Here is a 15,565-nt window from a genome sequence, read left to right as displayed (position 1 = left end):
AGGAACTGTATTCATTATGGTTCCTCTTTTATTTTTGTGGAGGGAAAATATTTTAGGCTACCAATTATTTTCATTAGTGCCCTGTTTTTTCATAACCTGGATAATTAGGTCACCAATAGGGGTTATTGGTGCCCTGTTTTTTCAAAATCTGGATAATTAGGTCACCAATAGGGGTGATTGGTGCCCTGTTTTCTCAAAAACTGGATATTTAGGTCGCCAATCGGGTTCCTTGGTGCCCTGTTTTCTCAAAATCTGGATAATCAGGTCACCAATAGGGCTCCTTGGTGCCCTGTTTTCTCAAAAACTGGATATTTAGGTCACCAATCGGGCTCCTTGGTGCCCTGTTTTTTCAAAATCTGGATATTTAGGTCACCAATAGGGCTCTTTGGTGCCCTGTTTTCTCAAAAACTGGATATTTAGGTCACCAATCGGGCTCCTTGGTGCCCTGTTTTCTCAAAATCTGGATATTTAGGTCAACAATAGATTCCAATCTCGACCCTATCATTTTGCTTCCAAATTTTATGATTACTTTTAAAATAACACATTTACTAAAATATTCATTTAGTGTAAAATTACACTAAATAATATATAGTATTGGAGGTTTTTGGAGTGAAGAAGGATGCCGGGTTTTTAATTATTTACTTAATACTTATGCCTCTTTTTCTATCATTTTTAGGGATTGGGATTATGCCAATTGAGAACTATGGGCCGCTAATAATGGTATTGACCATCTCGATTCTGGCTCTGATTATAGGGTACCGTTTTGGGAAAAGGCCAAAGGCTGCCACGTTTAATAGTCGGTATCTTCCGGTTTTTGCCCCTCTTTTAATTACGGTGCTTCTTGCTGCCATAGGGATGATTATTTCCAAAGGCTTTTTCGGGCACCAGGTTTGGGAAATCTTTGTATTCGCGCCATTCCCTTTTTTACCGAATTCTTTTATTTCAGCATTGATGGGTGAATTCATTCTTACATTCGCTGTGCCGTTTTCTTATTATTTATTCTTTTTGATCGGCTTTTTCGCTTCTGAACGGAGGACTCAGACGAAAGTCATCTTAAAAAAGGGAAATCTGTTCGCAGGCGTCGGTATCATTGTGCTGCTCTTGGCTGTGATTGGAACAATCTATATTGAGCGGAGCAAGCATGTTCTTCCACCTTCATATGGATTTGATTATGGCAATGGCTTCTCGAGTGTTGACCTTGAACCATACTATGTGACGAACCCAAATAATAAATTGCCTAAGCTGGAAGGCCCGGCAAGTTTTAGTGTGGAAACTCAAAGTGAAATGCCAATTTTGGATGGAGCAGAGGCAGCTTATCCAGTATATGCGGCCTTCGCAAACGCGACATATAAAGAGATAAGAAGTAACAACACGCTTCCGACTGGTGAAGAGGTCGTTAGTTTTACGAATACGATCTATGCCTTTGAGAGACTTGTATCAGGGGAAGTAGATATATTTTTCGGTGCCCAGCCCTCGGCATCGCAACAAAGCCTGGCAGAGAGTAAGGGGAAGGAACTCGTCCTTACTCCAATTGGGAAGGAAGCATTTGTGTTTTTTGTAAATGAAAAAAATCCAGTTGAAAACCTGACTTCAGAGGAAATTAAATCGATTTACTCAGCTAAAATAACCAATTGGAGTGAAGTGGGTGGAAAGGAAAACAGGATTATGGCTTTCCAGCGGCCGGCAGACTCTGGCAGCCAGACGATCATGGAAAAATTCATGGGTGACACGCCGTTGATGCCCGCTTTGAAAGAAGAGGTGGCGGGAATGGGCGATTTGATGGAGGAGGTCGCCAGCTACCGCAACTACAATAACTCCCTTGGTTACTCATTCCGCTTTTTCACAACTGGCATGAATCCCAATGCAAAAATCAAGCTGGTTTCACTGGATGGTGTTGAACCATCACCAGAGAATATCGCGTCAGGTAAATATCCATTTGTCGTCAACCTGTATGCAATTACTGTAAAGGATAACCCGAAAAAATCGGTGCAACCGATGCTTGAATGGATGCAGGGACCCGAGGGGCAGAAGCTGATTAAAGGGATTGGTTACATTCCATTGTAGGATAGGACAAGGTAGATCAAAATCACAAAGGCTAAACCTGAAAAAATTCTTGGTTTAGCCTTTATTTTATAAACGATTGATTTTGATAAAATGAGTAACAACTTTAAAGATAAAGGCTGGCTATTCCGCCTACCAATAGAAGAATTGAACCTGCTAATAAAGCTATTTTCGCAGAACGATTTGACTTATGAAATATTCTGAAAAACATTGTCAACACCTCGCTAACAAATAGTGTTTGCTAACTCTAATACGACTAAGGGATTATAAAAGTTTCAGATATTGCAGGAATGTGTTTATATCCTAACTTTCTCTAATGAAAAAAAGAGGGTGGTCCCGACTCGGAAACCATCCCCATTTGTTCATCATTAATCACCATCAAGCATTCTGAAGACGCCGCCAAGGACGCTGCCTTCGCCTTTGTTCTGCCCTCCAGCTTGTGGAGCGGCGGCGAATACTCTGCTGGCGAGGCGGCTGAATGGAAGTGATTGGATCCAAACAGTGCCTGGTCCTCTAAGTGTTGCAAAGAAAAGACCTTCTCCGCCAAATAATGCTGTTTTAATTCCTTTCACCATTTCGATGTCGTAATTCACGTTGCTTGTCATTGCAACAAGGCATCCGGTGTCGACTTTGATTACTTCTCCCGCTTGAAGCTCTCTCTTATGTATTGTTCCGCCCGCGTGGACAAATGCCATTCCGTCTCCTTCAAGCTTCTGCATGATGAAGCCTTCTCCGCCGAAGAAACCTGCTCCAAGCTTCCTTTGGAATTCAACCCCGACAGAAACGCCTTTAGCCGCAGCGAGGAAAGCGTCTTTTTGGCAGATGATTTTGCCGCCATTCTGACTTAGATCCATTGGAATGATTTTACCAGGGTATGGTGACGCGAAGGATACATGCTTCTTTTCGTGGCCAGTGTTCGTGAATGTGGTCATGAAAAGGCTCTCGCCCGTCAATAATCGCTTTCCGGCACCAAACAGCTTCCCAACCAAGCCGCCTCCGCTCCCTGAGCCGTCGCCAAAAATCGTCTCCATTTCAATTTGTTGATCCATCATCATCAGACTGCCAGCCTCAGCTACAACCGTTTCATTCGGATCCAGTTCAACCTCGACAAACTGCATGTCATCGCCGTAAATTTTATAATCAATTTCATGGTTTCTCAATACTATTCCCTCCAATAAAATCACCTTTACATGTTCATTGTACAACTTTGCGTCGAAAGTTGCAGAATTTTTGAAAGGACATCAGTCTTCGGGAAACATGAATGATTTTAGCTGTTATGCGTCAAGTATTTTAATTTAATGGTATGCCTTTGCTTTCCCTGTTTCTGCCCTTGATTTAAGGCTGAAACAGTTAAGATTTCTGCCACTAGAAGATGTTCAGTTTCATTTAGAAAATCCTCACCACCCAAAAATAGGCTTTTGCATATGTGACAATGCCTACTTCGTCTACATAAATTGTTGAAGAGTATCCTTATTAATTAGTGTCTTATCCTTATATACAGAAATATTTGCATATTGCTCACTTGGTTTCTTGTTTAGTGGAGCCCTGTCAATTTTTCGAGGAGGTAAACAAATGATGAATAATTTTCAAAATGAACTGCAAATGCTGAATGTTGGTGATTTCCAGGCAACTCAGCCGGTTAGCTGGGATCAAAACCAGTACCATTCAGGGGATGAACGTATTTTTTTAGGACTGGGTGGCTTTGGCGGTTGTTTCGGTTTTTCTTGTTTCTTTAGCTGCTTTGGTTGCGGCGGGTGTTTCCGCTGCGGTGGATGCGGCGGCTGTGGAAGATGTGCTCGTTGCGGCGGGTGCGGACGCTGTGGCGGTTGTGGCCGCTGCCATCGTGGTTAAGTTAATCAATCCAGAATTCAGCCCCTGCGGTAGTTCTTTGCAGGGGCTTTTCTTATTTCATTCCGAGACATAAGGGACAAATTGCGCTACATACGATGATAATGACAGTCAATGAAGGAGAGTAAAGGCTTTAGTGCCTGAGGAGGAGTGAGATGGTGAAGCTGGAACCTTCTATGATATTGAAGGTGAAAAGAGATACGTTTTATCTCGCAGAACCGAACCGGGGAGTTTATTTAAGGAATAATTCATGTTCATTCCGTCTTGAAGGGAATGGTATTGATCAGTGGGTTGAAAAGCTTTTGCCAATGTTTAACGGGGAGTATTCGCTGGGGAAATTGACCGATGGCCTGCCTGAACCATACAGGGAGCGTGTTTATCAAATTGCTGAGGCACTTTTTGAAAATGGTTTTGTAAGGGATGTGAGCCAGGATGAACCGCATCAATTATCTGAGCAAGTCCTGAAAAAGTTCGCTTCGCAAATAGAGTTTGTCGATAATTTGGCTGGTTCAGGTGCATCAAGATTCCAGTCATTCCGCAAGGCAAAGATACTGGCCATCGGCTCTGGTCCCATGTTGAATTCGGTCGTTTCTACTTTGCTGGAATCCGGTCTGCAGAAAGTGAATGTCGCTATTACAGATGAAATCCCAACCAATAGAAAAAGATTGGCAGAGCTTATGAATCATGCGCGTAAAACTGATTGTGAGGTGGAGTACGAGGAGTTTAACAATAAGGATTGGAGCGAGCTGCTGAGACCTTTCGACTCGGTCCTGTATGTTTCACAAAATGGCAATGTTGAAGAATTGAAGGTTTTGCAATCGATCTGCAGGGAGGAGAGGAAAACCTTCATACCTGCCATCCTTTTCAACCAAACAGGCATAGCCGGTCCATTGATTGCTCCTGATTCGGAAATTTGCTGGGAGTCTGCGTGGAGGCGATTGCATTCTACTGTTTTGGAAAAAGAGCCTATAGACTCTGCCGTATCTTTTACGACTGGAGCATTGCTGGCTAACGTTATGACATTTGAATTATACAAAGAACTTGCTGGCGTCACGAAATCTGAACAAAGAAACCGAATCTATTTGCTCGATTTAGAAACTTTTGAAGGAAGATGGCATTCGGTTTTAGCACATCCACTAGTAACTGGAGTTTTTTCATCCATAAAGGTAGGAGATCTTGAAAATAGGCTTAATCATGATTTTAGGATAGCTGAACCAGAAAAATTTTTGCAGTATTTCAGTCTATTGACTTCAAAGGAGACTGGGATATTACATGAGTGGGAAGAGGGAGACCTTAAGCAGCTTCCATTGACACAATGCAGGGTTCAGGCAGCCGATCCGCTGTCAGATGGGCCGGCTGAATTACTGACGGCAAGGGTTTGTACAGGGTTCACACATGAAGAAGCACGAATAGAGGCGGCGTTGATGGGGATTGAATCATATACTGCCCGCCTTGCAGAAATCATTGATAACCGCGGCATTCTGGGTGTTGGTGCCGGTGAAACCTTTGCGGAAGCTGTTGGGCGAGGTCTGCAAAAATGTCTTTCAAAAGAACTGGATCATCGAAAGATCAGTGAAAAAGAGTCGATTTCCCTTTTCGACCTTGAGCGGATTGAAGACCAACGTTGTGCTTTTTATCTAAAGGCTCTCACTACGATACAGGGAGCACCGCGAGCGGGGATTGGAAAGGAAATTCGGGGTTTCCCCGTTATCTGGATCGGAACAAATAAAGGCTGGTATGGAAGTGCTGGTCTGAATACAACTTTGGCATTAAGAAGCGCTTTGCAGAATGCTTTATCCGATTTTCAAAATGAGTTAGCTGGGGATGGAGCTCAAGTTCTGCAAGATTCAGAGGTTCATTTTTCTGAAAGAGGTAAACAAAGCTTGAAAATTCTGGAATATACTGGAAGGATCCAGCGTGAATTCCTGCTGTCAGCCATTGAGGTTCTTAAACAGAACAGAACCAAAATGTCCGTTTATGAATTAAGCATTGAACCAATTTTCAAACAGCAACTAGATGGAGTATATGGTGTTTCGCTGCGAGGGGAGGGATCAAGGTGAGTTCCTTCGTAGTCATTATAGGAGAAGGCTGGCTGGCTGATTGTGTTGCTGAGGAATTATCTTCACGATATCAAGTGTTCAGAAGGATTGATTTTGAGAATGGACTGCCCGAAAATTCAGAGTTGATGCTTGTCCTTCATGATTATTGGAACCCCATAGCGCATCAAAGAGCTGAAGAAGCGGTAAAACTGACTGGCAGTCCGTGGCTCCGAGCCTTTGTTTCGTTTGGGGAGGGAATCATTGGGCCGCTCGTCAGGCCTGGCACACCTGGATGTTCGCAATGTGCTGACCTGAGGAAGCTGCTTGGGGGGCAGGAGCGAAGCGAAATGAGAGAGGTGAAGCGAAAGCTGGAAGCCGAAAAAGAAACACCTTCGGATTCTTGGGCATCGAAAAATGGCCTTCTGCATCTGGTTCATTTAATAGTAACTGAAGCAGACAGGGTTCTAGCGGGCAAGAAGAGCCTTTCGGCAGGACGGATGCATTTTACCGACTTAAAAACATTGAATGGATCCTGGCATTCGTTCCAGGCAGATTCCCTGTGCAGTGTATGCAGTACCATTCCAGACGATTCAGCTTCGCTTGCAAAAATCGCATTAAATCCAAGTCCGAAGATCAGTGCCGGCAGCTACCGATGTACACCGCTGGATAAGATGAAGGAAGTGCTCGTTGCCGATTATTATGACAATCGGACAGGGCTTTTAAACAGTAAAATGTACGATTTAGTCACCCCTTTCGCTGATGCTAGCGTCAATCTGCCAATGATTACTGGCGGCAACGAAGGCACAGCCGGCAGGACACAATGCTACGCAGAAAGCGAATTGACTGCCATACTGGAAGGACTTGAGCGCCACTGTGGACTTCAGCCCCGCGGTAAGCGGACCGTCATCCATGATAGTTACCGGAACCTGGAAGAGCAGGCATTGAACCCATTGGAAGTTGGTGTCCATGCCGACAAAGAATATGAAAAGCCGGGTTTTCCATTTCAAAAATTTGACCCTGAAAGGCCGATGGATTGGGTTTGGGGGTACTCACTTATAGAAGAGCGTCCGATTCTCGTCCCCGAGCTGCTTTCCTATTATAGTCTGGGGTGCGGTTCAGCCGGATTTGTTTATGAAACATCAAATGGCTGCGCGCTTGGCGGAAGCAGGGAAGAGGCGATTTTCTACGGCATCATGGAAGTGGTGGAGCGTGATTCCTTCCTTTTGTCATGGTACTCAAAACTGAAGCTGCCTCGCCTCGATCTTCAATCTGCCAATGATGAAGAACTGCTCTTGATGGCGGAGCGGATGAGGGCTGTAGCTGGCTATGATCTGTATTTATATAATGCCACCATGGAGCATGGTATTCCAAGTGTCTGGGCTATGGCGAAAAATATAAAGGATAATGGATTAAATATTATTTGTGCGGCAGGGGCCCACCTTGATCCGGTCAAGGCAGCGAAAAGTGCTGTTCAGGAGCTCGCCGGCATGATGATGAATCTAGATGGGAAATTGGAAGGAAACAAGGAGAAATATTTGCAAATGCTTGATGATGATTCACTAGTGCGGGAAATGGATGATCATGGAATGCTATATGGATTACCGCAGGCAGAGGACCGTTTAGGCTACCTGCTCGAAGATGACCGGCAAGTACAGAGTTTTCAAGACGCTTTTCAAAAGGAGTCCCGTCACGCTGACCTGACGGAGGATCTAAAGGATATCCTCATGGAATTCCAACAGTTGGGGCTTAATGTTATCGTTGTCGATCAGACTCCCCCTGAGATAAGGAGGAATGGGCTTTATTGTGTGAAAGTATTGATACCGGGAATGCTGCCAATGACTTTTGGGCACCATCTGACTCGCCTCACAGGGCTTGATCGGGTGCTCCACGTCCCAATGAAGCTTGGTTATGTGAATAAACCGTTATCATTTGAAGAACTAAATCACTTCCCGCATCCGTTCCCTTAGGAGGCAGCAGAATGAATCTTGATCAATTTTTAATGGATCTTCAGTTTGATATAGAACGTGCCAATCAAGAAAACTGGGAACCTAACTGGGAAGACGCTCCACTACCCTATAAACTATATCGAGGATTGCCAGTAGTGCCTCTGTCAGGGGAGGTGCCTTTATCCCTGGCAGAAATCAGGCAGCCAGCCACACCGGGTATCAAGGAGATCGCACATTTCCTCTGGTATGTTTATGGAATTACGCAAGTAAGCGAGTCGCATTTTTCAGAAGAGGTTTATCCAGACCATACCTATAGGAGGCATGCTCCTTCCGGCGGGGGCCTTTATCCTAACGAACTTTATCTATATTTAAAGCTAGAGGATCTGCCTGACGGGATCTACCATTATGACCCGGCTCATCACCGCCTTGTTTTGCTGCGGGCTGGAAACTTCGATTCATATATTGCTTCCGCTCTTGGTGACCGTTGCGATATCTCTTCATGTTTTGGGACTGCATTCGTTTCTACGATGTTTTGGAAAAACTTCTTTAAATACAATAATTTTTCCTACCGGCTGCAAGGATTAGATGCTGGGGTACTGGTGGGGCAGCTTCTGGCAACGGCAAAACGTTTTGGTTTCGCTTCTGGTGTTTACTTTCAGTATTTGGATTCGGCAATCAATTATCTTCTCGGGTTATGTGAGCTGGAGGAGAGTGTGTATTCAATTATTCCGCTGTCAGTGGAAATGACCAACTGGTCTGCAAACGGAGCATCTTCACGATATAACATAACGTCTGATGAATTGAAAAGGGAACTGAAACCGTTGGAATTTGAGCGTTATGAAAGGTCGGAGAAAATATTAGAGTTTCCGAAATTAATAGCTTTGAATGAAGCCTCGAAACTGGAGTCCACCGAGTCGTTTTACAGGGTATGTAACACGCCTTGTGAAGTTAAAGACAGTGTGCAGATCACTCTCCCACATACGGAATCATTAGCGTTTGATTTGGCAGAGGTAAGTAAAAAACGTACTTCTCCAGAGATGGACTTTGTTTTGTCCAGGGTGAGTCAGCAGCAGCTGGCCTCCTTGTTGAAGGAATCAATGTCAGCTTTTGCCTACCGGAATGACTTGGACGAAATTCACTCCAGCCAGGAGCCAAGGGTTTCAATCTATGGCTGTTTCTATAATGTAGAAGGCATCACAAATGGAGCCTACTACTACAACCATGCAGAACATAGATTACAAGAAATCCAGCAAGGGGACCACCGTCTTCGTTTACAAACAGGGTTGTCGATTGATAATGTCAACCTGCAGCAAGTACCAATTTGCCTGCATGTCGCAGGCAATAAGAATTTTTTACGAGAAGAATTAGGGTACAGAGGCTATCGAATTTTACAAATGGAAGCAGGAATGCTCGTTCAAAGTTTACTTTTAACAGCATCTGCACTTGGCTTAGGGGGCCATCCCCTTCTTGGGTTCGATGCAAGCAAGGCCGACGATCTTTATCGAATGAAAGGAAAAACTAGCTTAATCCAGATACCAATCGGCTCATATCAACCACGTCAATGGTTAAAAGGAAGTTTGCATAGCTAGGAATGCAGAAATAGGCGAAAATGAAAGGCAAGGGAAACAGTCTTACAGGGTCGTTATTCCTGCAGAAAAATGCCAAAGTAATCGGGGCGCAAGAAAATTTTATATCAGAAAACGCACAGTAAATGATTTACTGTGCGTTTTAAGTTGTGTAGTTTACTGAATTTTTTTGGGTTTTTGAAAAATCTTATGGTAAACTATAAGAAATCTATTTGTAAAATTTTACATATGATATTTGTTAGTAAATGAAATGTTTTAAGTTTTCCTTAATCTTTTGAGGGAGAGGAGCTCTTATCATGATTTTTTTTCGCCACTTACCACAGATAAGTATGGACTTGTCAGAATGGACTCCTTTTATACAGAACAAGTGGTATCGAAAACATTATATGAAGTTTGTATATTTACTTCAGTTCATTATTTTTATGGTACCCTATTTCTTTGGAACAGGTTTCACTCAAATTAATGTATTTTATCTCATTATAATAGGTATTTTTGTCTTTCTTATTCACGAATGTCTACACGTTTTAGTCGTAAACAAAAAAGGCAATATTAGCTTAACATTTAGCGGGGTATTTTTTTGGCTAAATACAGATGCAATTCTATCCAAAACAAGGTTTTGGATTTTCATGAACTTGCCCTTTATTGCATTATCGGTAGTCCCTGCCACTATGTCTTTCTATGTATCAGGAGATATAAAATCGATCATTTTATTTGTGTGTTGGATAAACTCAATAATTTCTGCTTCAGATATTTACAATTCATTTTTAATTGCAATTAAACCGAAAAACTCAGTTTTTTACAGAGGTTATTATCAAGTGAAATAGTTTTGCTATTCTAGCAATCAAGCTTTTGCAGAATCTCTTAGTTTTCCATCGGATCAGTAATAACTCCAGCATCAAACGGAATGTTTCGATGCTGGGTGACGCCAAATTGCTTATTGGTGATCCTTAATTGATTAATATCATTTTCAGGTGTTGATCCATTGTATTGGACAGCTAAGATTAGATGAAAATCCTTGTCTACTTGATAATTTTTAATAGTCATGAAATCCTCGTGCATGCCTTCTTCTAGTACGGATTCTTCATCAAGCCCGCCAATAATTCGATTTCTTGCTATAAAGGGTTCAATCATGAATTCATCATCATCCTTGGCGACTATCATCCCGTCTTTCTTGATGAACTCGACTTTCTCGAGGATTGGTTTTCCGATGCCTTCCCAGGTGAAATCATATCCCAGATAGAATTTCTTATCATCCTTATAATACTCAGAACCCGTGGTAGTATGCTCCATTTAGTAAAATCTCCATCACTGCTGACATAGTGAAATGTCCAAATGATCCCGACAGCCACACTGATAATCATCAACATAATCATGATTGGTTTTTTTTTATAAAATGCGCCCTAAGCTATTTTTAAATCAACTTAAATATATTTTTACGGTATCCAAATACGCCTAGTAAGTAGTAGTTGTTCCTTGTTTGAGCCGTTAGTGCATAATCCTCCTGCTTTAAATGTTAAGATTTATTTTTCAAAAAGTGCAACCAAATCTTTCCTTCATTTCGTTATACTTATGTAGCAAATGAAAGGAGGTTTCCTCAATGAAGAAGGAACAGGAATTAATCGTTAGGATCAGGGGAGGAGACCATGAGGCATTCGGTATCCTTGTTAAGCCATTGTTGTCTTCGGCTTATAAGACAGCGTATATAATCCTGCGATCAAAAGAGCATGCTGAGGATGCATTGCAGATTGCCCTTGAGGGTGCATATGTCAGCATTATGAAAAAGAAGGATATCACGAATTTTAAAGCGTGGTTTTATCGACTTGTTTATTCTCGGTCTATAGATATATACCGAAAAAACAATCGCCTGGCTTACATAGATTTTGATGATAATAGAGAAGCTCAGCTGAAAATTACTTCTGAGTCAGCTCAGCAAATCGCCATACATAAAGAAAGCAAGAGTGAAATGGTTCGCCACCTGATGAAGTTGAAAAGGGAGCAGAGCTTGCCGCTATTCCTTTATTATTATGAAGACATGTCTGTAAAGGAGATTTCGCTAATCCTCAATGAAAATATCAATACGGTAAAAGCAAGGATGAAGCGGGGGAAACAAAGCCTGGCAAAAATCCTCCAGGAATCCAGGCAATTTGTACAGGAGGTGAAGGTAAATGGGATCTAATAAAAAGGACCGGGTGGAATCGGTCGAACAGCTGGAGGTTCCTGAAAGTATTTTTCAATTGATCGACGAGATACCAAAGAAACCAATCACCCCCGAAGCAGAAGAACGAGTTGCTGAAGATTGGAATAGATTTCAGACCAATTCAAGAAGTCAAAGAAACGGCATCATTAGAAAGAGAATGGCAATATTTTCACTTTCGGCTGCAGCAGCACTAGGGCTTTTCATCAGCACAGCCTTTGTTTCACCGGCCGTAGCGCAAGTGGCATCCCGGATTCCGTACATTAATCTTATTTTTGAAAAGAAAATCGAGGTGAAAACCCTTGAAAATGAAATAAATCAAGCAATCGTGAAAAAGGATTTTAAAAATATTGCACTGCATGTTAATAGAAAAGAGAAATATATTGAAGCGATGGTTTTTAATACCGAGGAATATTATCACGAAATGAAAACACCAATTAAGGATATGATCAGCTCAATTCTTAAGTCGAGGAATGAAGAAGATTACGATATCAGGGTGGCAAACGATCCGGAAGCTTTTGAACAATGGAGCAAGATTGATGTAGAATCTGATAAAAAGATTGCTGAAATAGAGAAAACGGTATATGAAGTGCTGGGTAAATACAATTTTGATTCTCCAAGACACACAAGCGGGATCAGTGTGAATCGAGTCAATCTCGAGCTTCCGGTGACCGAACCTAACATCAAGAATATCCCAATCGAAATAAAAGAAAAGCTCAAACAAAGAGAACTTGGCGATATCGAAGTAAAGGTATACACATATGAACCTGGGCTGGAAGAACGTGGCGGCAAGTTCATGAAGATATTTGATTCGATTGCCACAGGGTTAAAGGCAAAGCCGGAATACCAAATCGATTCTGTAGGTTTCTCTAATAATAAAAAAGAGCATTATTACATTTCGATTCGGTTGGTTCTGAAGTCAACGGATCCTGATATTGAGCAAGTAGCTGAAACGATCGAAAAAACAGTCCAGGACTTTCTCCAATCTGAACAAGCTTTAAATTCCATCCAGGATGAAAAATACCAGGTTGTCATTTCAAGCAGCGATCAGAAAAAGATGAAGGTCATTAGCAACTAAGCATTGACATCTCATGCTTTTTGCACAACTTTTTCTAGGATGGATTTCGTTGATATGGTAAATATCCTTCAAATTAATAGGAAAGTATGTGTAAAAAATGATTGAAAGTTTCCTGGTGTCATTGTTGGGGAGGATAGAAAAATTAGAGTGTATATGCCTTCTGGTTCTGCCGAGAAAAGATATCCTGTTCTAAAAGGTGAGCATCTCTCATATGGTGATGCCTCCTCATTGAAGTTAAATAGACCCAAGGGGAGGGATTTCTATTGTTCGGGAAACATAGAAATTTAATAGTGTCATTAATATTGTTTTTTGTTAGTTTGATAACCTGGCAGGTAACAGGTGGCTTTGCTGAAAAGTCGAATGAAATGGACTCGATTACGTCTATTGCGATTTATAGTTTTCTTGCAACGGCTCTATTTCTTTTTATTTCAATAGTTCTCTTAGTAAAAACAATCATTTCTAAAAGCAATGTTTATTGACCAGGAAGCCAGATGACGGAACTCCTGCTATCTTCGTTTATTGAAGTGAAGATAGCGTGGGAACCGTCTTCTTGTTTTTCTGGAATATAATACACAGAGGTGATAAAATTTTATAACATTCAGAAAGTTTAAGGAGAATAAAATGTAAGACAGGGGGTTGAGAGATGAAACCTATAAACAAAGCGAGAATCATCATTATAGGAAGCGGTTTTGCCGGGATTGCAGCGGCTGTCAGGCTAAAACAAGCCGGGGAAAATGACTTTATCATTCTTGAGCGCTGTGAAGACGTAGGAGGAGTATGGAGGGATAACCGTTATCCAGGCTGTGCGTGTGATGTGGAGTCCCATCTATATTCCTTATCCTTTGCTCCTAATCCAAATTGGAGCCGCAAATTCTCTTCACAATCCGAAATCTTTGCCTACCTGCAGGATTGTGCCAAAAAGTTTGACCTGATAAGTCATGTACGCTTCCGGCATGAGGTTAAGAGAATGGAGTGGAACGAAGACACTGGTGAGTGGTATGTTGCCACAAGTCAGGGAGAATTTAATGCTAAAATAGTCGTTGGTGCATTTGGCGCACTTAGTAATCCGGCTATTCCAAACCTTAAAGGTTTAGATACTTTTGCAGGGGAGGCATTCCATTCCTCCAATTGGCCAAAGAACTTTGAACCAAAAGGAAAGCGGGTCGCCGTCATCGGAACTGGCGCATCGGCAATCCAGTTTATCCCGGCATTACAGCCTGAAGTGGACTTGATGACAGTTTTTCAGAGGACCCCGGCCTGGGTAGTTGGTCGTCCTGATCAAAAAATATCCCCTACTAAGCAGAAGCTGTACAGCATGTTTCCTTTATTACAAAAAGCAACCCGGTTAGGGATTTATATTAGGCGTGAGTTACTTGGCATTGCTTTCAGGAATCCAAAGTATATGAAAATTATAGAAAAAGCTGCCCTCAGCAATATGTACCGTTCCATCAAGAATCCTGTACTAAGGGAGAAGCTCACACCAGATTATATAATAGGTTGTAAGAGAATTCTTCAATCAAATGTATACTATCCAGCAATGGCGGCACCCAACGTAAATGTTGTTACTACAGGAGTCGTCGAGGTAACCGAGAATTCCATCATTGCAGCGGACGGTACGGAAGTAAAGGTGGATACAATCATCTTTGGTACAGGTTTTCAAATAACAGATATCCCTTTCGCTAACTATATTTTTGGCAAGCATGGCGATTGTTTAGCTGATGTTTGGGCAGGTAGTCCCAAAGCATATCTGGGGACAACTGTGTCAGGATTCCCCAATTTATTCATTATGCAAGGTCCGAACACCGGACTTGGACATACCTCGGTAATTTATATGATAGAGGCTCAAATTAAACAGATGATGAAGGTTTTGAAGCATATGCAGAAAAATCAGCTCGACGTCATCGAACCGAGTGTGGACGCCCAGAACGGTTTTGTGGAAAATACAGAAAAATCGATGAAAGGAACTGTTTGGACAAGCGGGGGGTGTAAAAGCTGGTATCTGGACCACACGGGAAGGAACAGCACCCTTTGGCCAGGATCTACCTTTTCTTTTAGTAGATTAACAGGAAAGGTAATAACGGGAGACTATATCGGCCGTCAATCTTCTGCAGAAACTGAAGTACCGGCAAGAAAGTAAAATGATACAGGCTCGCCTGGGTAGGAGAGCCTGTATTCCTTCATTATTTATCATTAATAAGAAAGTTATGGCAATTAAGAAGACCTTCTTTTAATTCTTTGCTAACCCTTTCGGAATCGTAGGCACAAACAGAAAGAAGTTCAGTTTCGGTCACAATGTTATCGGCTTCTTGTTCAGAGACCAATAATTTGCTGTTGATTTCCTGATCATCCCGCCATTCTACATGAGCCCAACTGCGAATAACTAAATCGAGCTCTGAATAACCTTCGATTAAGTTCGGGAGGAAATCAAAAATAGAATTTACGCTAAAGTCTCCCTTGGCATAATAAAAGTCATAATTATTGACGAACTTTACTTTTTCCAAACTGCTTTCTTCCTGTGACTCCATAAGTCTTTTAGTAATCAAGGGTATAATCCGGTCATTTTCTATAATGATGGAATATTCATCACGTTCCAGACCGGAAATGACAAAGTCAGCCAATTTAGTAATATACTGGTCCTGATTCTCAAAGAAATATAGACCATGTCCCTTGGTAAGGCCTGCAAGTTCATTAACTTCTTTTAAATGCATACTTTCCAAATTAGCACCCCATCAAATAAAACACATTATCAATAAAGTGTATCATACTTGGATGTTAATATGTGTTTACTTACAAAATCTTTGTATTGGAACATT

12 protein-coding genes are annotated in these 15,565 nt (G+C 41.9%); 9 read left to right on the top strand and 3 right to left on the bottom strand.

Annotated elements, in window-relative coordinates; all coding sequences use genetic code 11:
* Positions 1-609: 609 nt before the first annotated feature.
* Positions 610-2,064 (top strand): PstS family phosphate ABC transporter substrate-binding protein, encoded by a 1,455-nt coding sequence (locus J7I80_RS22680; protein ID WP_353050148.1) that lies wholly within the window; start codon positions 610-612, stop codon positions 2,062-2,064.
* Between the two features lie 365 nt (positions 2,065-2,429).
* On the opposite strand, the gene J7I80_RS22675 is transcribed toward J7I80_RS22680, so the two are convergent.
* Positions 2,430-3,221 (bottom strand): TIGR00266 family protein, encoded by a 792-nt coding sequence (locus J7I80_RS22675; protein ID WP_214741669.1) that lies wholly within the window; start codon positions 3,219-3,221, stop codon positions 2,430-2,432.
* A gap of 412 nt (positions 3,222-3,633) precedes the next feature.
* Here J7I80_RS22675 and J7I80_RS22670 point away from each other — a divergent pair, with 412 nt between their 5' ends.
* From J7I80_RS22670 to J7I80_RS22650, 5 genes are all read left to right on the top strand, one after another.
* Positions 3,634-3,912 carry a heterocycloanthracin/sonorensin family bacteriocin gene (locus tag J7I80_RS22670; protein WP_319004982.1) on the top strand — a complete coding sequence of 93 codons (279 nt, stop codon included), beginning with the start codon at positions 3,634-3,636 and terminating at the stop codon, positions 3,910-3,912.
* 152 nt (positions 3,913-4,064) lie between these two features.
* Complete coding sequence (locus tag J7I80_RS22665) at positions 4,065-5,969, top strand: putative thiazole-containing bacteriocin maturation protein (protein ID WP_214741667.1); 1,905 nt, start codon at positions 4,065-4,067, stop codon at positions 5,967-5,969.
* Positions 5,966-7,915: a TOMM precursor leader peptide-binding protein gene (locus tag J7I80_RS22660; protein WP_214741665.1), complete on the top strand. Its 1,950-nt coding sequence runs from the start codon at positions 5,966-5,968 to the stop codon at positions 7,913-7,915. The genes J7I80_RS22665 and J7I80_RS22660 overlap by 4 nt, the downstream gene beginning before the upstream one ends.
* A gap of 11 nt (positions 7,916-7,926) precedes the next feature.
* On the top strand, positions 7,927-9,483 hold the full coding sequence (locus tag J7I80_RS22655; RefSeq protein ID WP_214741663.1) for a SagB family peptide dehydrogenase: 1,557 nt from the start codon (positions 7,927-7,929) through the stop codon (positions 9,481-9,483).
* A gap of 326 nt (positions 9,484-9,809) precedes the next feature.
* Entirely contained in the window at positions 9,810-10,304 is a 495-nt protein-coding gene (locus tag J7I80_RS22650; protein WP_214741738.1) for a DUF3267 domain-containing protein, read from the top strand.
* Between the two features lie 37 nt (positions 10,305-10,341).
* On the opposite strand, the gene J7I80_RS22645 is transcribed toward J7I80_RS22650, so the two are convergent.
* Entirely contained in the window at positions 10,342-10,770 is a 429-nt protein-coding gene (locus tag J7I80_RS22645; protein ID WP_214741661.1) for a hypothetical protein, read from the bottom strand.
* Between the two features lie 307 nt (positions 10,771-11,077).
* Between J7I80_RS22645 and J7I80_RS22640 the strand changes: the two genes are divergently transcribed.
* The 3 genes from J7I80_RS22640 (at position 11,078) to J7I80_RS22630 (ending at position 14,889) form a co-directional block, all read left to right on the top strand.
* Positions 11,078-11,656 (top strand): RNA polymerase sigma factor, encoded by a 579-nt coding sequence (locus tag J7I80_RS22640; protein ID WP_214741659.1) that lies wholly within the window; start codon positions 11,078-11,080, stop codon positions 11,654-11,656.
* Positions 11,646-12,752: a DUF4179 domain-containing protein gene (locus J7I80_RS22635; RefSeq protein WP_214741657.1), complete on the top strand. Its 1,107-nt coding sequence runs from the start codon at positions 11,646-11,648 to the stop codon at positions 12,750-12,752. Before J7I80_RS22640 ends, J7I80_RS22635 begins: the two co-directional genes overlap by 11 nt.
* A 643-nt stretch (positions 12,753-13,395) precedes the next feature.
* On the top strand, positions 13,396-14,889 hold the full coding sequence (locus tag J7I80_RS22630; RefSeq protein WP_214741655.1) for a flavin-containing monooxygenase: 1,494 nt from the start codon (positions 13,396-13,398) through the stop codon (positions 14,887-14,889).
* 43 nt (positions 14,890-14,932) lie between these two features.
* Here J7I80_RS22630 and J7I80_RS22625 read toward each other — a convergent pair whose 3' ends face one another.
* A complete protein-coding gene (locus tag J7I80_RS22625) occupies positions 14,933-15,460 on the bottom strand; it encodes an MEDS domain-containing protein (RefSeq protein ID WP_251027931.1) in 528 nt (175 codons plus the stop codon).
* Positions 15,461-15,565 lie beyond the last annotated feature (105 nt).

The organism is Bacillus sp. ISL-41 (assembly GCF_018613235.1).
Lineage (GTDB): Bacteria > Bacillota > Bacilli > Bacillales > Cytobacillaceae > Mesobacillus.
Note: the sequence above shows the minus strand (reverse complement) of the source record. Positions and strands in the feature narration are given on the sequence as shown.